This is a genomic window from Tautonia sp. JC769, from assembly GCF_040717455.1.
GTDB lineage: Bacteria > Planctomycetota > Planctomycetia > Isosphaerales > Isosphaeraceae > Tautonia.
On record NZ_JBFEFH010000014.1, the window covers coordinates 125834 to 150945 of the forward strand.

At 68.6% G+C, this 25112-nt stretch carries 19 protein-coding genes and 1 other RNA gene; 11 read left to right on the plus strand and 9 right to left on the minus strand.

Annotated features, from left to right (window positions below; all coding sequences use genetic code 11):
* Positions 1-89: 89 nt before the first annotated feature.
* An RNA gene (ffs, locus tag AB1L88_RS15140) (signal recognition particle sRNA small type) lies at positions 90-190 on the minus strand.
* Between the two features lie 228 nt (positions 191-418).
* Entirely contained in the window at positions 419-1159 is a 741-nt protein-coding gene (locus tag AB1L88_RS15145) for a YceH family protein (RefSeq protein ID WP_367097510.1), read from the minus strand.
* Between the two features lie 1279 nt (positions 1160-2438).
* Between AB1L88_RS15145 and AB1L88_RS15150 the strand changes: the two genes are divergently transcribed.
* Complete coding sequence (locus AB1L88_RS15150; RefSeq protein WP_367097511.1) at positions 2439-5138, plus strand: pitrilysin family protein; 2700 nt, start codon at positions 2439-2441, stop codon at positions 5136-5138.
* 283 nt (positions 5139-5421) lie between these two features.
* On the opposite strand, the gene AB1L88_RS15155 is transcribed toward AB1L88_RS15150, so the two are convergent.
* On the minus strand, positions 5422-5976 hold the full coding sequence (locus tag AB1L88_RS15155; protein ID WP_367097512.1) for a hypothetical protein: 555 nt from the start codon (positions 5974-5976) through the stop codon (positions 5422-5424).
* 280 nt (positions 5977-6256) lie between these two features.
* On the opposite strand from AB1L88_RS15155, the gene AB1L88_RS15160 reads away from it, so the two are divergent.
* Both AB1L88_RS15160 and AB1L88_RS15165 read left to right on the plus strand, forming a co-directional pair.
* Positions 6257-7390 carry a DUF1559 domain-containing protein gene (locus AB1L88_RS15160; protein WP_367097513.1) on the plus strand — a complete coding sequence of 378 codons (1134 nt, stop codon included), beginning with the start codon at positions 6257-6259 and terminating at the stop codon, positions 7388-7390.
* A gap of 37 nt (positions 7391-7427) precedes the next feature.
* Positions 7428-7613 carry a hypothetical protein gene (locus tag AB1L88_RS15165; RefSeq protein ID WP_367097514.1) on the plus strand — a complete coding sequence of 62 codons (186 nt, stop codon included), beginning with the start codon at positions 7428-7430 and terminating at the stop codon, positions 7611-7613.
* A gap of 111 nt (positions 7614-7724) precedes the next feature.
* Here the strand turns inward: AB1L88_RS15165 and AB1L88_RS15170 are convergent, their stop codons facing one another.
* On the minus strand, positions 7725-9092 hold the full coding sequence (locus AB1L88_RS15170) for a right-handed parallel beta-helix repeat-containing protein (RefSeq protein WP_367097515.1): 1368 nt from the start codon (positions 9090-9092) through the stop codon (positions 7725-7727).
* A 44-nt stretch (positions 9093-9136) separates the two neighbouring features.
* Positions 9137-10267, minus strand: coding sequence for a hypothetical protein (locus AB1L88_RS15175; RefSeq protein WP_367097516.1), 1131 nt, complete (start codon positions 10265-10267; stop codon positions 9137-9139).
* 286 nt (positions 10268-10553) lie between these two features.
* Between AB1L88_RS15175 and AB1L88_RS15180 the strand changes: the two genes are divergently transcribed.
* Positions 10554-11324 carry a hypothetical protein gene (locus AB1L88_RS15180; RefSeq protein WP_367097517.1) on the plus strand — a complete coding sequence of 257 codons (771 nt, stop codon included), beginning with the start codon at positions 10554-10556 and terminating at the stop codon, positions 11322-11324.
* Positions 11325-11573: 249 nt separating this feature from the next.
* A complete protein-coding gene (locus AB1L88_RS15185; RefSeq protein ID WP_367097518.1) occupies positions 11574-14579 on the plus strand; it encodes a hypothetical protein in 3006 nt (1001 codons plus the stop codon).
* Positions 14580-14777: 198 nt separating this feature from the next.
* Here the strand turns inward: AB1L88_RS15185 and dps are convergent, their stop codons facing one another.
* Positions 14778-15284 carry a DNA starvation/stationary phase protection protein Dps gene (gene dps / locus AB1L88_RS15190; protein ID WP_367097519.1) on the minus strand — a complete coding sequence of 169 codons (507 nt, stop codon included), beginning with the start codon at positions 15282-15284 and terminating at the stop codon, positions 14778-14780.
* A gap of 568 nt (positions 15285-15852) precedes the next feature.
* Here dps and plsX point away from each other — a divergent pair.
* The 6 genes from plsX to AB1L88_RS15220 all read left to right on the plus strand — a co-directional run bounded on the left by plsX (position 15853) and on the right by AB1L88_RS15220 (position 22086).
* Positions 15853-16914, plus strand: a complete 1062-nt coding sequence (gene plsX / locus AB1L88_RS15195) for a phosphate acyltransferase PlsX (RefSeq protein WP_367097520.1) — start codon at positions 15853-15855, stop codon at positions 16912-16914.
* A gap of 65 nt (positions 16915-16979) precedes the next feature.
* The gene (fabD, locus tag AB1L88_RS15200; protein WP_367097533.1) at positions 16980-17900 is read left to right on the plus strand and encodes an ACP S-malonyltransferase; all 921 of its coding nucleotides are present in this window, start codon (positions 16980-16982) and stop codon (positions 17898-17900) included.
* 132 nt (positions 17901-18032) lie between these two features.
* A complete protein-coding gene (gene fabG, locus AB1L88_RS15205) occupies positions 18033-18809 on the plus strand; it encodes a 3-oxoacyl-[acyl-carrier-protein] reductase (protein ID WP_367097521.1) in 777 nt (258 codons plus the stop codon).
* A gap of 363 nt (positions 18810-19172) precedes the next feature.
* On the plus strand, positions 19173-19406 hold the full coding sequence (acpP, locus tag AB1L88_RS15210; protein ID WP_367097522.1) for an acyl carrier protein: 234 nt from the start codon (positions 19173-19175) through the stop codon (positions 19404-19406).
* Positions 19407-19532: 126 nt separating this feature from the next.
* Positions 19533-20777 carry a beta-ketoacyl-ACP synthase II gene (gene fabF, locus AB1L88_RS15215; RefSeq protein ID WP_367097523.1) on the plus strand — a complete coding sequence of 415 codons (1245 nt, stop codon included), beginning with the start codon at positions 19533-19535 and terminating at the stop codon, positions 20775-20777.
* A 37-nt stretch (positions 20778-20814) separates the two neighbouring features.
* Positions 20815-22086 carry a polysaccharide pyruvyl transferase family protein gene (locus AB1L88_RS15220; RefSeq protein WP_367097524.1) on the plus strand — a complete coding sequence of 424 codons (1272 nt, stop codon included), beginning with the start codon at positions 20815-20817 and terminating at the stop codon, positions 22084-22086.
* Positions 22087-22143: 57 nt separating this feature from the next.
* Here the strand turns inward: AB1L88_RS15220 and AB1L88_RS15225 are convergent, their stop codons facing one another.
* From AB1L88_RS15225 to thrS, 3 genes are read right to left on the minus strand one after another with little or no spacing between them, the layout of a single operon-like run.
* Complete coding sequence (locus AB1L88_RS15225) at positions 22144-22557, minus strand: type II toxin-antitoxin system VapC family toxin (protein WP_367097525.1); 414 nt, start codon at positions 22555-22557, stop codon at positions 22144-22146.
* Entirely contained in the window at positions 22554-22817 is a 264-nt protein-coding gene (locus tag AB1L88_RS15230; RefSeq protein WP_367097526.1) for a hypothetical protein, read from the minus strand. Before AB1L88_RS15230 ends, AB1L88_RS15225 begins: the two co-directional genes overlap by 4 nt.
* A gap of 21 nt (positions 22818-22838) precedes the next feature.
* Positions 22839-25013, minus strand: coding sequence for a threonine--tRNA ligase (thrS, locus tag AB1L88_RS15235; protein ID WP_367097527.1), 2175 nt, complete (start codon positions 25011-25013; stop codon positions 22839-22841).
* Positions 25014-25112 lie beyond the last annotated feature (99 nt).

Here is a 25112-nt window from a genome sequence, read left to right on the forward strand (position 1 = left end):
CCGACCCGATCCCCCTTCAGTCACACCCCGCCAAGCATCGACTCTTGCGGAGACTTCGTCGGTCTTGGCTCATCCCGAAGGAGGCCGGGAGAGCCGGGGAGGTGCTCCCGGGCACATCGAGGTCGCGCTTATGGCTGCTGCGTTCCCGCCCTGACCAGGTTCACGCGCCTCAATTGCTCGGGTCCCCCCCGACTCACCCGGACCCCCTCAGGAACCCCAGGATCATCGCTCGTTTCGGGACGTTCCGTGCGAGAGTTCATTATGCCGCAAACCCGCTCGCCTCGCAAGGCGGCGCCCGCGGCTTCGCACGATTTCGGATCAAAAGTTCATCGGGGTCAAGGGTTCACTCGCCCTCGGCGGACGCGACGGCACCCTGCACGACACGACGGCCGGAATCCCCCAAATCCTGCCGCGGTGCCTACCCACCCAGCGAGTTCTTCAGGGCCTGGACATCGGCCGAGAGGGTCTCCACGATCCCCCGAAGCGTCTCCAACTCCGTCCGCATCGTGGCCACCTCTGCCGCCAGCCCGGCCGACGACGATGCCGCTCCGCCGCCTCCCGAACGCGCCGGCCTCGGCTCGTCGTCGTCGCGATCGCTCGCCGAGGCGACGCTCTGGCGCACCCGCTCCAGCTCCTCGGGCGGCATCAGGCCATGCGTGACCGTCACCCCCCGGCGCTGGCCGGGAGGGGTCAGGAACACGACCAGCCCCCGTTCGGCCAGGTTCTCCAAAATCGGCTGCAACGTCTCCAGGTCGGGGATCGGGTCCATCCGCGCGGCCCGGCCCCGCAGCTCGCCGACGGTCTGGGCGCCCCGGAGCATCAGCTCGGCCAGCACGGCCATCGCCACCCCTTGCCCGCGCAGGTCGAGCCACTCGTACAGGTTGTGCCGCCACTTCTCGACCCGCCCGCTCCCCTCGACCTGGATCGCCGCCCCTTTCTTCCGCAGGCCGATCAGGATCTCCTCCACGTCGTCGGCGTCGTAGCTCGTCACCGGGTCGCGGTTCGACTTCTGGTTGCACCCGGTCACGATCCCCGCGATCGACATCGGGTAGACGTCCGGCGTCGTCTTCTGCTTCTCGACCAGGACGCCCAGCACCCTCCGCTCTCGAAGGGACAACGGGCTCCATCGCCGCTCCTGGGGGTTGCTCGCGTCGCTCATGAGTCACTCGGATCCCATCGCCTCGATCCCATCCGACCGCCCTCCACCGCGACGGCCCGCCCCCATTGTTCCGCCCCCCGACCCCCTCGGCAATCCCTCCCCGCCGACGCCCCGCCCCCCGGCTGTCGCGTCCCGCCCACACTCCCCAACCCACGCCCCCTTTTGGGGGAGAGGGTGGCCGCCAGGCCGGGCGAGGGGGAGCCTGGCCGATGCAACGGCGATTGCCCTGTCATTGTCCCTGTAACCGATCAATCGTCCTTGATTCGATGACTGGACCTCCCCGAAATCTCGATGATATCGGTGTTTCCCGTTCCTGGAGTCCCTCGGCTCCCCTGCCTTTCGACTCGAAGCCAATTGCGCCACCGACCCATCCCCCATGACTGTCCAATCACCATTGCATCGTTCCCGATCCGCACGTTGCCGGCCTTCCGTCCGGAATGCGCTCGCTCTGCACCCTTCGGCTGCGGCGCACCTTTCCGACGTGGCGAACCCATTATTGCACCAGGTCTCCCATGGGGAGTTCGGCGTAATTCAAATTGACAGAATGGCTTGCATGCAATTGGCGCTGGCTCGATCCTCGGCCCTGGCGCGCGAACCGATCCCGTCCCCTCCCGACTGGAGTCGTGATCCCATCCTCCGGTGCTCGCTCGCCCGTCCGGATCGTCGTCCCCAGGGCCCCGAACCGGAGTGCATGCTGACGGAGCGAACCCATTTTCGCCCACCAGGATGCGACGAATATTTGGAAGAAAGACTTTCGGTGACAAGAGTTGCGTCGAGTGTCCGTCGAAACGAATACCCGACTCGGCGCGCGCACCGATCCCCGTCCAGACCGCGACGATTGCGCATCGCGTGGACCTCACTCCCTGCCTCAGCTTCGCGGGAGTTCGTCTGCCCCGCTCCGTGCCCCCGGTCGGAGCGCTCCGCAACGGAACGAACCCATTCTCGACCGGACCGCGAGCCGAGTATCGGATTGCAAACCTCTTCGAGCGAAGGAGGTTGTGTCAATCCAGGCCGGTCGGATTTTTGGCGCGTCCCGGGCGCTCCCGGAGCCTTGCTCACACGCGGCACGCCCGATCCGCGCCCCCGGGTCGCTCGCACGCGACATGCGTTTCAGAAGCGGGCCGGGTGCCATCGCCGAGCGGGGCCGGGGATGGTAAACTGGAGGCGAATCGGATCCTTCGCTCGCGGGGCCGAGGCCGGCCCGGGGATGACCGGGATGGCCCTCGATCCCGTCCGCCGCGCCGCCACGCGACAACTCTGTGACAGGAGGGGGGCAGTCATGGCCCGACGTCGGACCGCCGAGGCCCTCCCGGTCCCTCATGGTCAGCTCCCCGTCGTCGAGCGCGTGCTCGACAACGGGATGCGAGTGCTCGTGCTCCCCCGGCCCAGTGCCGCGGTGGTCGTCTGCGACCTCTACTACCCGGTCGGCTCGGTCGACGAGCCGACGGGCAAGTCCGGCCTCGCCCATTTCGTCGAGCACATGCTGTTCAAGGGGACCGAACGCTTCCCCAAGGGGCTCATCGACCGCCTCACCTTCGTCTCGGCCGGCGAGGTCAACGCCGAGACCGACGAGGACTGCACCCACTACTGGTTCCGCTTCCCCCGGGACCGCTGGGAGCTGGCCCTCGACCTCGAGGCCGACCGCATGCGAGGCGCCCTGTTCGATCCCCTGGAGATCGAGTCGGAACGCCACGTCATCCAGGAGGAACGGGCCCGGGAACTCGATTCCCCCTCGGGCCGGCTCGACGAGCAGTTCCTCCTGCACTGTTACCACGACCACCCCTACCGCAACCCGATCCTCGGCTGGCCCGAAGACCTGGCCGCCATCGCCATCGACGACCTGCGGACCTTCTACGACCAGCACTACCGGCCCGACGGCGCCGTCCTCGTCCTGGCCGGCGACCTGGAGCCCGATCGCGTCTTCGACGCCGTGGCCTGCAGCTTCGGCCCCATCCCCGCCGGCCGCCTCATCCGGCCGGGCGTCCCCGAGATCCAACCCGCGCAAACCGACCGCCGCCGCTTCGAGCTGGTCGAGCCCGACGCCATCGCCCGCGGCCTGATCGGCTGGCACACCGTCCCGAGGGGACATGCCGACGCCCCGGCCCTGGGGGTCCTGGCCGACCTGCTCACCTGCGGCCGTCGCTCCCGGCTCTGGGATACCCTGGTCGAGGCCGGCCAGATGTCCACCTACGTCGATGCCATGCACGACCCGGCCCACCTGGCCGGCCAGCTGGTCGTCCAGATCGAGGCGGTCCCCGGCGTCGACCCGAAGCGGATCGAGGCCGTCGTCCGCCGCGAGCTCGACCGCCTGACCGCCGACGGGCCGACCCCCGAGGAGCTTCTCCGATCGCGCCGCCGCCTGGAGGCCGCCTGGCGATGGCAGCAAGACGACCTGCCGGGCCTGGTCGGCGGCCTCGGCGTGACGGCCCTCTGGGGGCGCTGGACCGACTGGCTCGACGCCCATCAGGCCGCCCTCGCCGTCTCGGCCGACGACATCTGCCGCGTCGCCTCGGACTATCTGGCCGAGTCGGGCGAGACGGTCGGCTGGGCGCTCCCCCGGTCGGGCCGATCGACGCTGGCCATGCTCCCCGCCGAGCCTCCGCAGCAGGCCCCGGCGCCCCCGCCGGCCGCGGCCTCCACATCGACCCGCGTCGAGTGCTCGATGGCCGAATTGCCGATCAGCGTGACCGCCGGGTCGGCCCCGACCCTGCCCAACTATCGGCCCCGGTCCCGGTTCCTCGACAACGGCCTGCGGGTCATCACCGAGCGGCACCCCGGCGCGGGGGTCGTCGCGGTCGAGCTGTTCATCGACGCCGACTCGACCCGAGAGGCCGTGCCCGGCGCCTCCTATCTCACCGGCCGATTGCTCGAAGAAGGGACCGCCCGCCGCTCGGCCGAGCAACTGGCCGAGGCGGTCGAGGACGTCGGCGCCGTCCTCGACGCCGGCTCGACCGGGGCCTCGCTCCAGATGCGGGCCGAGGACCTGGCCCTCGGCATCGAGGTCCTGGCCGACCTCGTCCGCCGCCCGACCTTCCCCGACGACGCGGTCGACTGGGCCCGCCGCCGGACCGTGGCCGAACTGCGGGGCGACCGCGACGACCCCGCCTTCCGCGCCGACCTGATCTTCCGCGGCCTCGTCTACGGCGACCACCCGTACGCCCGGGACCCCCGGGGCACCCCCCGGCAGCTCTCAGCCCTGACCCGTGCCGACGTGCTCGCGCATCACCGGCACTTCTTCGTGCCCGACAACGCCGTGCTGGTGGTGGTGGGCGACTACGACCCCCGCACCCTCCGGACCCTGCTCGCCCGCCACTTCGGCGACTGGGCCCCGAGCGGGATCGCCCCGGCCTCGGTGCCGGTCCCCGTCCGATCGACCCGCCCCCGCCTGCGCCGGGTCGACCACCCGGGGGAGCAGGTGCACTTGATGATCGGCCACCTCGGCGTGGAGCGGTGCCACCCCGACTTCGAGACCCTGGCCGTGCTCGACCACATCTTCGGCTCCGGCCCCGGCTTCACCGACCGGCTCAACGCCACGCTCCGCGACGACCAGGGCCTCGCCTACAACGTCTCGGGCGGCATGACCGACTCGGCCGACCGCGCCCCGGGCCTCTTCCGCGTCTACGTCGGCACCGGCCCGGCCGAGGCCGACCTGGCCACCGCCGCCGTGCTCGAACAGATCCAGCTCCTCCACCGCGGCGACTTCAGCGACGACGAGGTCGCCCAGGCCATCCACTACCTCCGCGGTTCCTGGGTCTTCGACTATCAGTCGGTCAATCAGCGGTCCGAACGGCTCGTCGACCTGGCCTACTACGGCTTGCCGCTCGATACGCCGATCCGCCTGCCCGCCCGCCTGGCCCGCATCACCCCCGACGCCGTCCGACGCGCCGCCCGGTCGCACATCGACCCGACCGCCCTGGCCCGGGTCGAATACGGCCCCATCCGTGACCGAGGCCAATCCGACCGCTCCGAATGCGCCTGATCAAACGAGTTTGCCAAAACGACCGTGCCTGTGAATGTTCAGAATACTGATGTGTTGACCTTCAAATTTCCTCATCGAAAACGCATCCATGGCATGTCCGCCTCGCCGAGCAATCCTCCCCTTGCCCACCGCTTCTCTCGATGGTGGGCGAGGGGGAAAGGTCTGGGATCACCGCACGCGAGCTTCGCGGACGCGAACGCAACGGCGATGGTCTTGCGAAGCCCTGCGCCGTCTCGCCGCCCGGTCGAGCATCGAGGGGAAGCCGGGCGGGCGGAGGGGCCGATCAGGGGAGGATCAGGTCGACCAGTTCATTGGTGGTGGTCGAGGGGAAGCCTTCGATCCGGGTGAGCGACTTGACGATCAGTCCGGGGACCTGCTTCGAGTACCAGGTCCGGATCAGCATGGTGCCGGCCTCGGCCTGGCCGGTGGTGTCGTACCACCTGGTTTCGAAGGCCCGGCCGGCGAGCTCGAGCGTCTCCGCGCCCGAGTCGCTCGCGTTGGGTGGGATGCCGAGGTTCTCCGCCTTCACCCCGGGCAGCAAGACCACCCTGCGCCGGTGGCGAAAGACCTGGGTGAACTCCTCCCCCTGCGGATCGACGTAGATCTGCTCGACGGTCGCCACCTCGTCGTCGATCGACTGCAAGACCTGGATCGTCCGCGACTCCTGGCGGCTGCCGTCCGACCCCACGGAGACGGTCTTCTGGATCATCCGGGTTCCGACCGGGACCCGGGCCCAGCTTTGATAAACCGGCGATTCGGCCGTCTGGGCCTGGGAGGCCGTCGCGAGCAGCGGGCCGGAGAGGACGACGGACGCGATGACGAGGCGTGGCATGTTCATGGAGAGACTTCCGAATTCGCGAAGGGAGTTGGCCGGGCGGCCCGGTGGGAATCCAGGGAGAATACCAGGGAAATCGGCCCTGTCCAGCGGTTTCAACGAAACTTCATGTTTCATTCGCATGGTGTTCATTCGCGTGGATGACGGGCGTCGGGGATGGACTCGACAGGTTTAATCCAAAGTTCACAAGCACCTCATCAGGCGGAAACACAGCCGGCCTATAACGGGGGGCACCTACCTAACCTCGGCCTGCAAAGGCGTTCCCTCCCTGGAGCATTGACTCGTGCGTTGCCCCCTTCGTCGTCCCTCCCGCCGCCGTGCCTTCACCCTGATCGAATTGCTGGTGGTCATCGCGATCATCGGCGTCCTCATCGCCCTGCTCCTGCCCGCGGTCCAGAGCGCCCGAGAGGCGGCCCGCCGCGCCCAGTGCACGAACAACCTGAAGCAGATCGGCCTGGGCTTCATGAACTTCGAGAGCGCCAACGGCTTCCTCCCCCAGGGTGCCCATGACGGACACGCCCAGGCGGTGACCTCCGACGGCGTGACCCCGAACCCCGCCGGCTACAACTACGACGAGCGCCCCGGGACCGACACCTACGGCGGCACCACCTGCTGCAACGCCGCCCACCCCGACGGCTGGAATCACTTCTTCAAGATCACGCCGTATATCGAGATGCAGCAGGTGTACAACCTGGCCAACTTCGATACCCCCCCGATCCACGGCGGCCGGCCCGTCAACTTCAACGGCGAGGACGACGTGGCCCGCGTCTCGATCGCCATCTACAACTGCCCGACCCGCCGCCCGCTGGAACGCTACGGGGACGCCGGGATGACCCGCGTCGACTACGCCGGCAACGCCGGGTTCTTCCAGGGCGAGACCTACGAGTGCACGACCTCGGGCACCGCGTCCCCCTTCCTCCCCCTGCCGCCGAACGGCCTGGGGCCGATCGGCGATGAGCGGGCCACCCCGAACCAGGGGAACACCGGGCGACGCAAGGGTGCGATCGTCTGGAGCGGCCGCGGTGCGACCCGCAAGCTGGCCGACTTCCGAGACGGCACCTCGAACTCGATCCTCGTCGCCGAAAAGAGCCTGCCCGATACCCGATGGGGCTCCGACGGCGGCGACAACGAGCGCTGGAACAACTCCGGCTGGGACGAGGACAACATCCGCTGGCACTTCCCGCCGATCGCCGACTCGGCGGCCCCGGCCCTGAAGGGGCACTGCTCGAGCCCCTCGCAGCCGAACACCGGCGGCACGCTCTGGCGTCGGATGTTCGGCGCCTCGCACCCGGGCGGCATGAACGCCCTGCTCGGCGACGGCTCGGTCCGCTTCGTCAAGTTCACGATCGACCCCTCGACCTTCCGCAAGCTCTGCGTGATCGACGACGGCGAACCGCTCAGCGCCGACGAGTTCTAAGCGTCCACATCGCACTCAAATCCTAGGAACTGTTCCGATGATTCGGCCCATTCTTCTCATGGTCTTCGTGCTCGGTCTGGCGGGTTGTGGTTCCGAGGGGGGGGCGATCACCGACCCGTCTCAACTGCCCCCGCTGACCGAGGAAGAGAAGCAGGAAATCCAGCGCACCGATGCGTTGATCGAGGAAGACGAGCGTAGCGGCGGCGGCATGATCGCCCAGTAATTGTCCGCGTTGACGCAACGAAAGGTCCGAGCCGCGAGTCGTCCCCGACGACTCGCGGCTCGGCTCGTCTGTTCAATCATGCGAATGCATGAGGGAACGAGAAGACTCGAATCAAACCCCGAGGTTCCCTTCCACCACGATGGTTTCCCCGGCCTCGGCGACGATGGCCGATGGCCCACCCGTGACGAGGTTCCCCCGGATGGCGACGCCGGAGCACCGGCCTCGGAGGCGGATGGCCTCGGTCATCGACGGTTCCGATCGGCGGTCGAGTAAGGTGCACCCGTTGACCATCGTGGACCGGACGTTCGCCAGCTCGATGGCCCGGGCCGTCGGGTCGAGCACCTGGCAATGCGCGATGGTGACGGCCTCCGAGTCGCTCACCGCGATCGCCGCCCCGCGGTCGGGACGGCCGACGCGGACCCCTTCGAGGATCAGGCCGTGGAGGTTGATGGCCGAGGATCGACGGATGACGATGCCGTCGAGGAACGAGCCGCGGTAGTCGGGATTGTGGTCGATCGTGTTCGACCCGAGATTGATGATCCGGCAGGCGTCGATGTCGATCGAATGCCGCTCGGCCGAGGCGAACGAGTTGCCCGAGACGGCCACGGCCCGGCAGGAGCGGAGCCAGAGGTTCCGCTCCTGGCTCTGCAGGATGTTGCCGACGATCGTCCAGAGCCCGGCCCCTGCCGAGTCGTCGCGATCGGGGCCTTCGATCCGGACGTTCGACCCGTTCGGGCTGGGCTTGGCCTGGATCGTGTTCGAGGCGATCGTCCCTTCTCGGACGGTCCCCTCTCGGGAGTCGATCCAGACGTCTGCCGAGTCGGGGGAATTGTCCTGGTCGTCGTGGTTGTACTCGATGTCGTTGCCGGTGATCTGGAGGTTCCGGATCTCGCTCCGGGCGATCTTGATCCCCGCGTGGCGATGGTAGCTGATGTGGCTGCCGACGATGATCGCCTGGTGCAGGTTCACGCCGTCGAAGTAGACTCCGATCGCCTTCGGTCCCCGCCCGTGGTAGATGTGGCAGGCGTCGATGAGGACGTTCCGGTTGCGGTTGGTCAGGTGCACGCCGATGAGGCATTGACGGATCAGGACGGCGTGAAGGGTCGCCTCCATCGTGCCCGTCAGCTCGATGCCGACCGCCCCGTCGTGCTCGCCGACGATCTCGATGCCGGAGACGATCGGCAGGCGCTCGCGGTTGGCCACGGAGTCAGTGAGCGACCCCGGGTCGGCCGTCCCCTTGTGGGTGCCGACGATCCGGAAGGCCGGTCCCCCCGCGGTCATGAGGACCCGGGCGGTGCCGTCGCCCCGGATGGCGAGGGGGCCGTGGGCGTCGAGCGGGACCTCGATCGTCCCCGAGATCCGGTAGGTCCCCCGGTCGAAGACCAGGGAGCCGTCGCCGGCCTCGACGGCGTGGCGGAGGGCCTCGGTGTCGTCGGCCTGGCCGTCGCCGACGGCGCCATAGTCGCGGACGGATGCCATGAGATGCAACTCCATTGGGTCGGATGACTGGGGGCGGGTCGCCGTCAGTCGTTCATGACGCGGCCGAGGCCGAACTGGTCGCCGTTGCGGATCGGTTCGTCCCCTTGCCAGTGGATCTCGACGACCTTCTCGCTCATGACGGGGTTGCCGTGCTCGTCGGCCAGGGTGGCGATGATCTGCCGGGAGGCCACGTCGATCACGTCGCCGGTCGAGGGCCAGGCGATCGAGCCGTCGAGGCTGAAGGTGATCCAGCCCGGCTCGTCGCGGACGGCGATGCTCTCCCGCTGGGTGGGGGGCATGGTGGTGTTGTCGAAGATGTGGAGCCGCTGGTTGTAGGCGTCGACGACCCAGACCTCCGACTCGTCGGGCGTCAGGCCGACGCCGTGGCTCGGGCAGCCGTGGCGCTTGACGGGGCCTCGGTTGAAGCCCTGGACCTCGACGCGGGCGAGCTTCTCGCCGGTGGTGATGTCGCCGATCTCGAAGCCGAGCAGCTCGTTGACATTGACATAGCAACGCGTCTGCGAGCCGTTGACCGTGAACGGCCGGATCGCGTGGGAGAAGGGGCCGACGGTTTTGGCGATGGTGTGGGTCGAGGTGTCGGCGACGGTCAGCTCGTTCGATCGCAGGCCGGCGAGGTAGGCGAAGCGGCCGTCGAGGCCGTAGACGGTGTTGTGGGCGCCGGAATCGGGCACGATCTTGGCGATCACGTCGCCGCTGATCGCGTCGACGACGTGCCAATGGGCCTTCTCGAAGGAGGGGAGGTAGAGGGTCTTGCCGTCGGGGGAGAGGGACATGCGGTCGCATCCCCCGTCGTAGGGGATCTCCCAGAGGAGGTGCTCGGTCTTCAGGTCGAGGCACTGGAGCGTGGTGATGGTGCTGATGTAGAGGCGGTCGGTGATGGCGCTGGCGCAGATCCCCTTGACGTTGATGGGGACGCCGTCGGGGTTGAGGCCGCCGGTCGGGATGCGCTTGAGGAATCGGTGGCCGTCGTCGATGTCGAAGACGAGGAGGCCGTGGCCGCCGTATTCGAGGTAGTTGCGGATTCCGGGGGTGGCGACGTAGAGCAGGCGGCGGGTCGGCGGGTCGGCCGGGTCGTCGGCGAGGGCCGGTCGGGCGGTCACGATCGCCAGCAGCGTGAGGGCCAGCGAGACGAGGGCGCGACGGGTCGGGAGCATGGGCCTCTTCTCCTCCGGGAGTCGGTCGATGAGGGGATCGGTCGGCACGGTCGGGCGAGCGAGGACCGCCGAGAGAAGGCGGTGGCCATCGCGTTCGAAACGGTCAGGCTACAGGGGGGGATCGGCGGGGGCAACGCCCCGATAGGCCCGGAAGTGGCCTTGTCGATTGAGCGGAGCTGAGTATCCTCCGGTCGTTCGCAAGCTCGGCCGAGGATGCCCCAGGGGGTGACCTTCCGGCCGGGCCTCGCCCAATGGGACTGCTGGGGAGTCACGGAAGATGCTCAAGATGATTCGTCCGCGTGCCGTCCGATGCGTGCTCGGCTCGATGGGGATGGCCACCGGGATGGCCGTGCTGCTGACCGGCTGCGGGTCGGGGACCGAAGAGGGAACGACCCCGGTCGCCTCGAAGCCGGCGGCCGAAACCGCGTCGGCCCCGACTCCGGTCGCCTCGGCAGCCCCGGAACGGTCCACCGCGCTCGACGATCCGGAGATGCCCGCGCCGTTCTTCTTCGATGACTCGGTGACGCCCTCGCGCTTCGACTCCTCCAGCTCGGCCGAGGCCCTCACGCCGCCCGCCTTGCCCGAACTGCCGCAGTTGCCGTCGCCCAAGGAGCTCGCCCCGAAGGCGCAGGCCGAGGCCGAGCAGGTGATCGACGGGGTCGTGGGCGGGGTCCGCCAGGCGGTCGGGCAGATGGCGACCGGTGCGGCCGAGGGGCTGCGCGGCGAGGTCGATCAGACCGTCGGCGAACTCCGGTCGGAGGTCGAGCTGACTATCGACGAGGTGAAGGGAGAGGCCCGACAGGCGGCCGACGAGTTGCGTGGCGAGGTCGAATCGACCTTCGGCGTGGTGAAAGGCCAGGTCAATCAGTCGGTCGAAGGCGCCCGTCAGGGGGTCCGCCAGGCGGTCGGCGGTGTCCGGGAACAGGTGACCGGCGAGGCCCAGCGCGCCCGAGAAGGGCTCCGGCAGTCGGCCCGAGAACTGTCCGGCCAACTGCTCAACGACCTGATCGGCCCGGCCCCGGCCCCGGCTCCCGCTGCCGAAACGCCGCAGCCCTGATCCGACGGTGTTGAAGCTCGCGTTCGCGTTCGCGTTCGCGAGAGGGATCCATCGCGGAATCGCCCGGCGATGGAGACGGGGAACCCCTCTCCCCCGAGCACGAGTGGGGAGAGGGTGGCCGAAGACCCGGAGTTCGCTCGACACTTCCGCGTTTCGGTATGATTGCTGCTGCGGTGGGCATTGACATTAAAGACCGATCTCCGGCCGTCCCGCCTCGGAAGGGGCTCGATCTCCAAGGAGTCTTGATCCGTGTCACAAACGCCCCCAAGCCCCCGCCCCCGGTGGAGGCGTCGCCTGCGATGGGTCGCGGTGGTCGGCCTGATCGTGCTGATCGGTGCGGTTGCGGGCCTGCCGTGGCTGATCGGGACGCCGATCGTCCGGCGGGCGATCGTCGCGCAGGTCAACGTGATGTATGCCCCCACGGTGATCGAGCTGGAGGGGGTGTCCGTCTCGTGGACGGACCCCGTGCGGCTCAGGGGGGTGGTGCTGCGGGACGCCAACGGCAAGGCGGTGGTCAGCAGCCCGACGGCGACCCTGGACCGGTCGCTCTGGCAACTGATCACCATGCAGCCGGATTTCGGCACCTTGACCCTGCACGGGGCCGCGGTCGACATCGAGCGCCGGGCGGATGGGTCGATCGACCTGGCCGAGGCGCTCGGGCCGATCCTGGCCGGGGGGGACGATGACGAGGACCCGAAGGAGGAGGACCAGGGGCCTCCCACGCGGTTCACCCTGGCGATCGATGCCGGGGCACTGGTGCTGACCAGCCCGGAACTGGCCGAGCCGGTCACGGCCGAGCGGCTCGACATGACGCTCAACTGCCTGCCGGCCCCGTTGAACTGGGAGATCGCGCTGGCCAATCCTGATGCCCGGAGTCTGCACGTGACCGGGCACTACGACTCCCGGAATCCGGAGGCGGCCGAGGCCGTCGTGAGCATCGCCGGCTCGCGCTGGCCGCTGGCCGTCGAGCAGGCGGGGGTCGTGGCCGAAGGGATCTTCGGCGGCGAGGTCGGCGTCCGGATGGTCGGGGCGGATCTGCACCTGACGGGGGACGCGATCCTGACGCAGCTCTCGGTCGGGGGGCCGACCCTGAAGGGAGATCAACCGGAGTTTGATCGGGTCGAGGCGGCCTGGGATCTGGACCTGGCGGCCGGAGGGGTGGCGATCCGGCAGCTCGACCTGAACGCGCCGGTGGCGACCGTCGGGCTTGACCCGGAAGGGCCGGAAGGCGGGTCGAAGTGGGTGGGGCGGGTCGACCTGGCCGCATTGGCGGGGCAACTGCCGAACACGCTCGCCCTGCGAGAAGGGCTGACCCTGGAACAGGGGTCGGTCGATGCGGTGGTGATTCTGGGTCCGGCCCGGGAAGACGGGGCCTCGCCGGCCGAGGTGACGGCCCGGCTCGCCGGCCTGGCGGCCCGAGACGGCGCCCGGGTGGTGGCCTTGGACGAGCCGATCACCGTGTCGGCCCGGTTGCTGCAAGGGTCGGGCGCGACGGTCGGGGTCGAGACGGTGGCGGTCTCCTCGCGGTTTCTCAATGCCGAAGGGCAGGGGGATCTGGATCAAGGGGTGACGTTCAACGGCTCGATCGACCTGGATGCCCTCGATGAGCAGTTGCGCCAGTGGGTCGAGCTGGGAGAGGTGGCCCTGGCCGGTTCCGGCCGCTTCGGTGGCGATTACCGGCGCGACGAGGCGGGCAGTTCGTACACGGCCCGATTGGCGGTCGAAGGCCAGGCGCTTCAGGTCGCCGGTTTGACCGAGGAGCCGATCGTCCGCGATGCCGCCCGGTTCGACCTGATCGTGCAAGGGTCGGCCGCCCCTCCCGGGTTGCCGACCGGGTGGAGCCGGGTCCATGCCGCCGCGCAGACCGATGGGATCGACGCGGTGGTGGATGTGTCGCCGATCGAGGATGCCCTGGGCGTCCGCGGCCGCCTGGCGATGGTCGAGGAGGCGGCGGCGGTCGAGGGGGCCCCGGTGGTCGAGCCGCCGGCGTTGGTCTTCGACGCCGTCTACCGGGGGGCGGACGACCGGCTCGACCTGGCGGAGGTCCTGGTCGAGCATGCAATGGGCCGGGTGAGGGCGTCGGGCCGGATCGACGCGGTCTCGACGGCGCGGGTGGCGTCGCTCACCGGGGCGTTCGAGCCGGATTGGGAGGCCATCAGCCGGACCGTGGCCGAGGCGACCGAGCCGCAGGCCAGGCTCGTCGGCACCCCCCGGCCGTTCCGCCTGAACGGACCGCTCTCGGGCGGCTCGACGCAGGAGATCCTCGACGGCATCGATGCCGAGCTGGGCGTCGATTTGACCGAGGCCACGGTCTTCGGCCTGCAGGTGGGGCCGGCACCGCTGTTGGTGCGTTGCGACCGGGGTCAGATCGTGATCGAGCCGATCGCGACGACCTTGAACGGCGGCCAGATGGTCGTGATGCCCGAGGTCAATCTGGCCGAGGACGGCTCAATGATCCTGTCGCTTGCCGAGGGGTCGGGGATCGACAAGGTTGAGATCACCGACGACGTGTCGCGGAGGGTGCTGGCGTATATTGCCCCGGTGCTCCGCGAGGCGACGCAGGTCAACGGGCGTCTCTCTGCCCGGGTCAACCGGTTGAGCGTGCCGCTGACCGGGCCGTCGCCGGAGGAAGGCGGGGCGGAGGTCGAGATGGCGGCCCGAGTGGCCTTCGAGCAGGTCAAGTACGGCCCCGGGCCGATGATGCAGCGCATCCTCGGGCTGTCGGGTCTGGCGGCCGAGAACGTGCCGAACCTGACGATCGATCAGGTGGTGGACGTGGCGGTGGCCGACGGCCGGGTGCATCAGAGCGGCCTGGAGATCGTCGCGGCCGAAGGGGTGGCACTTCAGTTCGAGGGGTCGGTCGGACTCGACCAGACGCTCGCCCTGCGGGTGGGCGTGCCGTTGAGCGAGCGATTGCTCGGCGGTCAGGAGGTGCTCAATGACGTGCTGGGCGGGACCCGGGTGGGCGTGCCGATCGGCGGGACGCTCGGCCAGCCGCAGCTCGATCAGGAGGCGTTCCGGATCGGGCTCCGCCAGCAAGGCGGCCGCCTGATCGGCCGGGGGGCGGCGGCGGGGGCCGGTCAGTTGCTTCGTCTCCTCGGCGAGGACGAGGCCCCCGGCCCTGGCCAGGGAGCGGGTCCCGGCAATCCGCCTCCGGTCGCTCCTCCGGCGGAAGACCTGCTCCGAGATGTCGGGCGCGGTTTACTCCGCGACGTGATCGGTGGCGGCTCAGGTCGGAGAGACGACCAACCGTAATCGGTCGAGGCCGCTCGGGCCGAGCTGACTGAAGAACCCAGCAAACGCGACAAAGGCGTCGGCACGCGAAGGGCAATAGCCCGGGATCGCGTGCCGACGCCTTTGATGTGTGTGAAGCCTGATCGATGCGAACCGAAAAACGCGGACGCGGCCGGCCCCAGCAGCACGATGAGGGGGCGGCCGCGCGGCGGCTGGATGTCAGTCGTTGCCCTGGAGGTGGGCCTCGAAGAACCAGAGGCGCTTGTCGACGAGCCGGCTGATCTCGGTGAACAGGTCGGCGGTGCCCTTGTCGCCGAGTTCCTCGGACTGGTCGATTGCGGCCCGGACGCTGTTGGCGAAGGCGCCGATGCGTTCGACGAGGACCTGGACGTGGTCGAGCGCGTCGACCGGGTCGCTCGGGTACTCGGGCAGGCTGGTCGACTCGGCCGCCATGCGGAGCGTGCCGGAGACGTATCCGCCGAGGGCGGTCGCCCGCTCGGCGATCTCGTCGACGTACGGCAGCAGCTCGGCGGCGAAGGTGTCGGTCAGCTCGTGGATCGAGTAGAAGTTGCGGCCCTTGACATTCCAGTGGGCCTGCTTGACCTGGGTGTACAGGTCCATCGAATCGGCGACGTGCTGGTTGAGCAGTTCGACCAGCTTCTCGCGTTGCTCGGTGGGCAGGTCGACGCGAGTCCGGAACATGCGGTGGGTCTGACCGGTCGCCATGGTGGTCTTATCCTTGCAAGGTGGTGGCACGGGGCGGGGCGGAAGGCTGGGGGACGCCGGGGATCCCGACGCCTCCAGTCCGCCCGGGGGCGGAGTGCCTCGGCGGATTCGAGGGCGCGAGTCGCTTGCGAGATGCCTGAACCACGGTCCTCGGGCTCCGGTGCGCTCGCACGCCGGACGAAGGGGTGCAAGTCGTGTGCCGGCTGCGTAAAGGGTGGGCGACTCCGCCGATTTCGATCGGGCAAAATCGCCGCAGGGAGGACGGGCCGATCCGCTGAAATTGCCGTGGCTTAGGGCAATGCGGCGGTGCTTGACAGGGCCGCGTCCGATGTCCTACGATGTCGCACTTCGCAACGCCTCGGCGATGCAATCCGGAGTGGTTTTGACCCGTTCTCGAGGGTCGACGCGACCGGAGAAGGCGATGCCGGCCGGGTCGGCACGGATCGGATGCCGAGCGATTTGGTCCGGTCCGGGTGGACGCATTGGCCGGGCTCCGGCCGGGGCATTCAATCAATGACCGACGGATCGGGAGCGTGTCACGTCGCTTCCTAGCTGGAGTGGATCACCGATGCGGATCGTGCTGGATGCGATGGGGGGGGACCTGGCTCCCGGGCCGATCGTCGAGGGGGCGGTTGAGGCGGTCCGGGGGGAGCCGGGCCTGACCGTGGTCCTGGTGGGCGACGAGGTCCGGGTGGCGGCGGAACTGGCCCATTACCCCGATGCGCCCCGCGATCGCCTGCCGGTGGTCCATGCCTCGGAAGTCATCGGCATGGACGAGAAGCCGGTCGAGGCCCTGCGCAAGAAACGCGATAATTCCATCTCCAAGTGCTGGGCCCTGATGGCCGCCGGAGAGGTGGGGGGGATCGTCTCGGCCGGCAGCACCGGCGCGATGGTCGCCTCGGCCCTGTTCAACGCCAAGATGTTCCTGCCGGGCGTCCGTCGCCCGGGGATCGCCGCGATCTTCCCGTCGCACCACGGGCCGGTGGTGATCGTGGACGTGGGCGCGAACATGAACGCCCGGCCCGAAGACCTGTACCAGTACGGCGTGATGGGGGCCGTCTACGCCGAGCAGATCCTCGGCGTCGAGAAGCCGCACATCGGCCTGCTGAACGTCGGCAGCGAGGAAACCAAGGGGACCGAGCTGACCCGGTCCACCGCCGCCCTGTTCCGCGCGAGCCAGATTGCGAACCGCTTCCTCGGCAACGTCGAAGGCCGCGACATCTACGAAGGGGATGCGCGCGTGGTCGTCTGCGAGGGGTTCGTGGGGAACGTCCTGCTGAAGGCGGGGGAGGGGGCGGTCGAGTTCCTCTTCTCGGAGCTGAAGCAGGAAATCGCCCGCTTGCTGCCCGAGATTCCGGAGGAGGCCGGCGGCAAGATCATCGCCTCGCTCCGCGGCCTGAAGCGGCGGTATGAGTATCACGAGTACGGCGGCGGCCCGCTGCTCGGCATCCGGGGGTCGTGCATCATCTGCCACGGTTCGAGCGACGCCCGGGCCATCAAGAACGCCCTGCGGGTCGCCTCGACCCTGGCCACCGATCAGGTCAACGACCAGATCATCCGGGAGCTGGAAGCCGCACCGAAGATCGAGGAGGTCGCGCCGCCGAAGGCCGAAGGGGACTCGGCCCAGTGACTCACCGCGCGTGATCGGCTCGAAGACCCCCGGATTGATCCAGAACTCGAACACGGATGAATGCTCTGATGAAGGTCGCGTTTCTGTTCCCCGGCCAGGGGGCCCAGGCGGTTGGCATGGGCAAGGGGCTGTATGAGGAGGTCCCGGCGGCCCGGGAGCTGTTCGATCGGGCCGATGCGATCCTCGGCATCCCGCTGTCGAAGCTCTGCTTCGAGGGGCCGGCCGAGGCGCTGGAGGCGACGGACGTGAGCCAGCCGGCCATCTTCGTGGCCAGCCTGGCGGCCCTGGAGGACCTGAAGGCGAGGGAGCCGGAGCTGGTCGCCTCGGTGGCCGGGGCGGCGGGCCTGAGCCTGGGAGAATACACGGCGCTCGTGTTCGCCGGGGCGCTCGACTTCGAGGCCGGCCTGCGGACGGTCCGACGCCGAGGGGAGGCGATGCAGGCCGCCTCGAACGCCTCGCCGAGCGGGATGACGAGCGTGCTCGGCCTGGACGAGGCGAAGGTCGATGAGCTGATCGCCCGGGTGGCGACGATCGGCGGCGGGACGGTCTGGAAGGCGAACATGCTCTGCCCGGGGAACATCGTCGTCTCGGGGTCGAAGGAGGCCCTGACCCACGTCGAGCCGATCGCCACCGAACTGGGGGCGATGAAGGTGATCCCCCTGGCCGTCGCCGGCGCCTTTCACACCGACCTGATGAGGCCGGCCGACGAGCAACTGGCCGAGGTGCTGGCCTCGGCCGATCTGAAACCGCCGAGGATCCCGGTCTATTCGAACGTGACGGCCGAGCCGCACGGCGACGACCCGGACGCGATCCGGGGGACGCTGGCCACGCAGGTGACGCGGGGGGTCCTGTGGGAAGCCTCGATGCGTCGGATGATCGACGACGGTTTCGACACGTTTTATGAGATCGGGCCGGGCCGGGTCCTGACCGGCCTGCTGAAGCGGATCAACCGCAAGGTCCCCTGCACGAGCGTCCCGGCGCGGTGAGGGGGGGGACAAGAGTCCGATTGGCCTTGATCGGCCGCGATCGGGGGGGATATAACCGCTCGAATTGCCCGAGGAAAAAATGGGTCGGGCACCCGACGGACACTTTTGCCGCGTTGAAGGACCTTCAGCACCATGCCCGCCGACGTGATTGCGCATTCCGGTTGTACAGTCGATCTGAAGGGTCAGGTGGCCCTGGTGACGGGCGCCTCGCGCGGGATCGGTCGCGCGATCGCGGAACGCCTGGCGGCGAGCGGGGCCACCGTGGCCGTGGTGGCTCGATCAGCCGACGGTCTGGCGGGGACGCTGGAGGCGATCCGGTCGGCCGGCGGCACGGCCGAGGCCTTCGCCGGCAGCGTGGCCAGCTCGGACGACGTGAACCGGATCGTGGGCGAGGTCGAGGCGAAATTCGAGAAGGTCCACGTCCTGGTCAATAATGCCGGGATCACGAAGGACGGCCTGATGCTCCGGATGGAGGACGAGGCGTTCCGGGACGTCCTGGAGACGAACCTGTTCGGGGCTTTCTACTTCACGAGGGCCGTGGGGGCCGTGATGATGCGCCAGCGTTACGGGCGGATCGTCAACATCTCCAGCGTGGCCGGCCTGATGGGGAATCCGGGGCAGGCGAACTATTCGGCCAGCAAGGCCGGGCTGATCGGCTTCACCCGGACGGTGGCCCGGGAGCTGGCCTCGCGGAACATCACGGTCAACGCCGTGGCGCCGGGGTTCATCGAGACGGACATGACCGACGTCTTGCCCGACAAGGTCAAGGCGGCGGTCAAGGAGCATGTCCCGATGAAGAAGTTCGGCCAGGTTGACGATATTGCCGACCTGGTCTGTTACCTCTCCGGCCCCGGTGCACGCTACCTGACCGGGCAGGTCATCGCCGTCGATGGCGGGATGACCGCCTGAGCAACGGCGTCGGGCGACCGAGCGTGGCCCGGGCCGTCGATCGCGAGCGGGTCGGTCCTCGCGCAGGCAGTCTGGACAATCCGGGGGCGGGCTGATAAGGTGTTGCCCTCGGGGCCTTGATCGACCCGAATGTCGGCCGGCCATGGGCCTCCGATCGGTGGAGGGAGGCCCGTTTCGAGACGAGGACTGACACTCGTGGCGAGCATTCAGGATGCCTTGCCCCGATTGGGCCGGTTCACCCCACCAAACGCACTTGCATCGCACTCATCCCGTTAATCTGACCCGCCGGCATCCGGGCCGCTGCCGATCGTCCACGGACGGGCGGGGGCCGGCCGTTGCCCCCGTGACCAAGGAGGTCCGCCCGTGTCGATCGAAGAACGAGTTGTGGAGATCGTCAGCGAGCAGATGGGCGTCGCCAAGGACCAAATCTCTCGCGAGACCGAGTTCATCAAGGACCTGGGCGCCGACTCGCTGGATACCGTCGAGCTGGTGATGGAATTCGAGGAAGAGTTCGACATCCAGATCCCGGACGAGGAAGCGGAGAAGATCCAGACCGTCGGCCAGGCGGTGGATTACATCCAGGAACACAGCAAGTAACCCCAAACCAACACCGGCAAACGCTCCGCGCCCGCTGCAAGGCTGCACTGCACGCGAGTCGGCTCACCCGGCGGGGCTCCCCCCGCCGAGGCCAGGCCTCGCCGGGCCGAACCGAGATCGATCGTCATGTCGCGTCGCGTTTTCATTACGGGCATGGGTGTCGTCACCGGTCTGGGCGAAACCCTCCAGGATTTCTGGGCCGGTTTGCTCGAAGGACGGAGCGGGGTCGGCCCGCTGACGCTCTTTGATACCACGCCGTTCAAGGTCCACTTCGGGGGGCAGGTCCGCGACTGGGATCCCGACGCCCGGTTCGGGCACAAGGAGGCCCGGCGGCTCGATCGCTTCGCCCAGTTCGCGCTCGTGGCCGCCGAGGCGGCGGTCAAGGACGCCGGGCTCGACTTCGACGCCCCGCCCATCCCCCACGAGCGCTGCGGCGTCTACATCGGGTCGGGCATCGGGGGGCTGAACGAGTTCGAGGAGCAGCACCGGAACCTGATCGAGAAGGGCCCGCGGCAGATCAGCGCGTTCACCATCCCGAAGCTGATGGTCAACGCCGCCAGCGGGCAGATCTCCATCAAGTACGGCCTGAAAGGCCCGACCTCGGCCATGGCGACCGCCTGCGCCAGCGCCGCCAACGCGATCGGCGACGCCTTCAAGGCGATCCAGGCCGGTTGGGCCGACATGATGGTCACCGGGGGGAGCGAGGCGGCCATCACGCACATGGGCCTCGGCGGGTTCGCCTCGATGCGGGCGCTCTCGACCCGCAACGACGACCCGCAGCGGGCCAGCCGCCCGTTCGACAAGGACCGCGACGGCTTCGTGCTGGCCGAAGGGGCCGGCGTGCTGATCATCGAGGCCGAGGAGGTCGCGCGGGCCAGAGGGGCCCGCCTGTATGCCGAGATCCTCGGCTACGGGATGTCGGCCGACGGCTCGCACATCACCGCGCCCGACGAGGAAGGCCGGGGGGCCGCCCGGGCCATGCGGATGTGCCTCGACGACGCGAAATGCGACCCGTCGACCGTCGGCTACATCAACGCCCACGGCACGAGCACCGGCCTGGGAGACCTGGCCGAGACGAAGGCCATGAAGACGATCTTCGGCGGCCACGCGACGGACGGCCTGATGGTCTCCAGCACCAAGAGCCACCTCGGGCACCTGCTGGGGGCGTCGGGGGGGGTGGAGCTGGTCGCCTCGTCCCTGGCGATCCACCGGGGCGTCTTGCCGCCGACCATCAACCTGGATGAGCCGGGCGAAGGCTGCGACCTGGACTACATCCCCCACACGGCCCGAGAGGTCCGCGTCGATCGGGTGATGTCGAACAGCTTCGGCTTCGGCGGCCACAACGCGAGCCTCCTGATCGGCCGCCCGTGAGACTCACCCGCCCTTCGGCGTGATCGGGAGCCCCTGCATGAGCTGCACCCGTCGCGACGCCCTGTCCGCCCTGATTGCCGCCCCGGTGCTGGCTGCCGCCGCCAGGCCGGGGCGTCGCGATGCGCCGACGATCCTGCTTCGCTCCGGTTGGCAGACCGAGAACATCGGCGACATCGCCCACACGCCGGGCTTGATCGCCGTGTTGGAGCGGCACTGGCCGGAGGCGGAGGTGATCCTCTGGCCGAGCCGGCCCCTCGACCGCGGCGTCGAGCCGATGCTCCGCGCCCGCTTCCCGGGCTTGCGGTTGATCCGGGAGCAGCAGGTCGGCGAGCCCCGGGACGACGACCCGACCCTCGACGAGGCGATCGCCGCGGCCGACCTCTTGCTGCACGGCTCCGGCCCGTCGATCGTCGGTGCCTCGTCGATCCGCCGGTGGAGGGCGGCGACCGACAAGCCGTTCGGCCTGTTCGGCGTGACGATCAGCGTGATCAGCGACGCGACTCGCGAGATGCTCTCTGCCGCTTCCTTCGTCTTCACGAGGGAGACGCGGTCGCTCGCACTGGTCAATGAGTTTGGGATCGCCGGGCCGGACGTCCGATTTGTGCCCGACGCGACCTTCGCCCTCGATCTGCGCGACGAGGAATCGGCCAATCGACTGATGACCGAACACGGACTCTTGCCGGGCCGGTTCGCTTGCTTCGTTCCCCGGCTCCGGTATACGCCGTACTGGGAGATGAGGCCGGGTTCGGTCCCCGAGGAGCGGATCGCCGAGCGCTCCGCCATCAACGAACGGTTCGCCGAAGAGGACCACGCGAAGCTCCGCGAGTCCCTCATCGCCTGGGTCCGCGAGACGGGGGGCAAGGCCCTGATCGTCCCCGAAATGACCTATCAGGTGGACATCCTCCGCCCCCTCGTCTTCGACCCCTTGCCCGACGACGTGAAGGCGATGACCGTCCCGCTCGACCGCTACTGGCTGACCGACGAGGCCGCCTCCGTCTATCGCCAGGCCGCCGCGGTGGTGAGCCACGAGTGCCACTCGCCGATCATCGCCCTGGCCGGCGGCACCCCCGCCATCTATCTCCGCCAGCCGACCGACACCTGGAAGGGGCAGATGTATCCCGATCTCGGCCTGGGCGATTGGATGATGGACGTTGAGACGGCGGCCGGCCCTGAGGTTGCCGCGCGGTTGCTCGCCATTCACACCGATCCCGACGCCGCCGAGGCCCGCCGCTCCGGGGCGATCGATCAGGCTGCAGAACGGTTCCGGTGGGGGGTCTCCACTGTCAGGGAGAGACATACTGAGACTTGATCGACAGCCCGTCCTTCACTCCAAAGCCCCAGCCTCGTATGTGTTCAGGAAGAACGTTCAGGAAGGGCGGGTCCAATCCTCAATGTTCAGATCGGGGATCGCCCGGAAATCCTGATCAGATGTGAGCAGTGTCAATCCCATGTCGAAGCAGAGTCCGGCCAGCATCAGATCCACTTGAGAGAGAACGCGCCCTCGACGACGTAGATCCTGGTACAGCCGTCCATAGACGATGGAAGCCGATCGGGTCATCGGCCAGAGTTTGATTGTTCGGCCAAGCATGGCCTCAAGGACGCGACGAGGACGCTCAGGCTGTTCGAGGCCTTGAAGACCGGCTTCGAGTTCACAAATCACCGGGAGACTCGTCCCAACAATTACGCCATTGGCTCGTTCCCGTTGAATGCGGTCGCGAACGATCGAGACACGACCGACCGCATCGGAAATGTGATTGGTGTCGAGCAGATACCGGGTCATTGAGGGATACCCATCTCCCGCTTCATCAGTTCCTTCGCCTCGCGATCCGTGTCGTTGAGTGCTGCGGTCAACGGTGAGAGGTCGTCGAGGCCGTTTTCCCGGGCGATGGCCTCGATCTCATGGACCCAGTTCTCGAATTCGTCCTGGGTGCTAGCGGTGCCGGGTTCACCCACCTCAGCCTCGATCCCCTCGGGCCATTCCGGGGGGATCGGGTCAATCGGGTAGAACACGCCGTCGCGGAGGATCACTCGAATCGCCATGCAAATCATCCTCAGTTCGGGTTAATAGGCGTGCTTCTCCCCCTCGCTCTCCGGGGTGACGGGCTCAGGGGCCGTCGGGGCGACGGTCTGGCGGATGGTGCGGGCGTCGGATTCGGCGCGGAGGCGGGCGATGGCGTCGGCCAGGGGGAGGGCCCCCTGGTCGCCGTCGATCCGGTCGCGGTAGGCGACGAGTCGGGCCTCGGCCTCCTTGGCGCCGACGACGAGCATGACGGGAATCTTTTCGAGCTGGGCGTCTCGGATCTTGGCGCCGATCTTCTCGGGTCGGCGGTCGATCGAGGCACGCAGGCCGGCGGCCTTCAAGTCGTCGAGGACCTCGCCGGCGTAGTCGGCGACCTTATCCGAGATCGGCAGGACGCGGACCTGTTCCGGGGCGAGCCAGAGCGGGAAGGCCCCGGCGAAGTGCTCGATGAGGATGCCCATGAACCGCTCCATCGAGCCGAACGGGGCGCGGTGGATCATCACCGGGCGGTGCGGCTTGTTGTCGGCGCCGGTGTATTCCAGCTCGAAGCGCTCGGGCAGGACGTAGTCGAGCTGCACGGTGCCGAGCTGCCACTGGCGGCCGAGGCAATCCCGGACGACGAAATCGGCCTTGGGGCCGTAGAAGGCGGCCTCGCCTTCGGCTTCCTCATAGGCGAGGCCCATCTCGTCGAGCACGGCGCGGATGTCGGCCTCGGCGCGTTCCCAGACGTCGAAGTCGGCACCCTGGAACTTGGGGTCGTTGCGATCGCTCTTGGAGAGGCGGACCCGGTAGTCGTTCAGGCCGAGGCTGCCGAGGATGAACTGGGTCAGCTCCATCGTCTCGCGGAACTCGCCGCGGACCTGATTCGGGGTGCAGAAGAGGTGGGCGTCGTCCTGGGTGAAGCCGCGGACGCGGGTCAGGCCGGCGAGCTGCCCCGACTGCTCGTAGCGGTAGACGGTGCCGAACTCGGCGAGCCGCACGGGCAGGTCGCGGTAGCTGCGGGGTTGGGCGGCATAGATCTGGATATGATGGGGGCAGTTCATCGGCTTGAGCAGGTATTCCTCGCTCACGCCGTGTTCCATGACGTAGCCGATGCGCCCCGCGCCGTCGAGCTTCCAGTACTCGGTGTCGTCGATGCGGGCCTCGGCCAGCAGGATCTTCTGGGTCTCGTCGTCCAGCTCGTTCCGCTCCAGGCCGGCGACGAGGGCCATGGCCGGGTCGCTGAGCATCTTGAGCGTCGGGAACTGCGAGTCGCGGTAATACGGGTAATGGCCGCTCGTCTTGTAGAGTTCGACCTTGCCGATGTGAGGGGTGTAGACCGGCTCATATCCTCGCTTGAGCAGTTCGTCTTTCAAGAACTGTTCGAGGATGCCGCGGACGATGGCCCCCTTGGGCATCCAGAGGATCAGGCCGGAGCCGACCTTGTCGGAGAGGGTGAACAGGCCGAGTTCCTTGCCGAGCTTGCGGTGGTCGCGCTTCTTGGCCTCCTCGATCTGGGTGAGGTACGCCTCCAGATCCTTGCGGTCGAAGAAGGCGGTGCCGTAGAGGCGCTGGAGCATCGGGCCGTCGGTCCGGCCCTTCCAGTAGGCCGCGGCGATGGAGAGGAGCTTGAAGGCACCGACCTTGCCGGCGTGGGGGATGTGGGGCCCGCGGCAGAGGTCGACGAATTCCCCCTGGCGGTAGAAGGAGAGGGTGCCGAAGGTGTGCAATTCCTGATCGATGTGCTCGACCTTCAACTGCTGGCCGAGGTCCTCGCAGAACTGCCGGGCGTCGGGCACGGGCAGGGTGAAGCGCTCGAACGGCTCGGCCTGCTGGATGATCGCCCGCATCTCGGCCTCGATGGCCTCGAAGTCGTCCTCGGAGATGGTCCGGGAGTCGGGCAGGTCGATGTCGTAGTAGAAGCCGGTGGCGGTCGTCGGGCCGAAGGCGAGCCGGGCCCCGGGGAAGATCCGGAGGATGGCGCGGGCCATGACGTGCGCGGTCGAATGGCGGAGGACGTCGAGCGCCTCGGAATCTCTCGGGGTCAGGACGCGGAAGGAGACGGGGCCCTCGGCCGGGACGTCGAGCGGGCGATCGAGGTCGACGATCGTGCCGTTGGCGACGGCGGCGACGGCGGCGTCGGCCAGCCGCTTGCCGATCGAGGCGGCGACCTCTCGGGGGCGGACCCCTTCGGGGAAGTCCTTCACGGAACCGTCGGGCAGTTGGATCTGAACCATCGGAGTCTGTGCCCGGTCGTGCTTGCGACCGGCCCTGGAGGCGACGAGGCCGCCCCCTCCGACCCACAACGCCGGCCCGGGGCGGCTCCGTCAACTCGA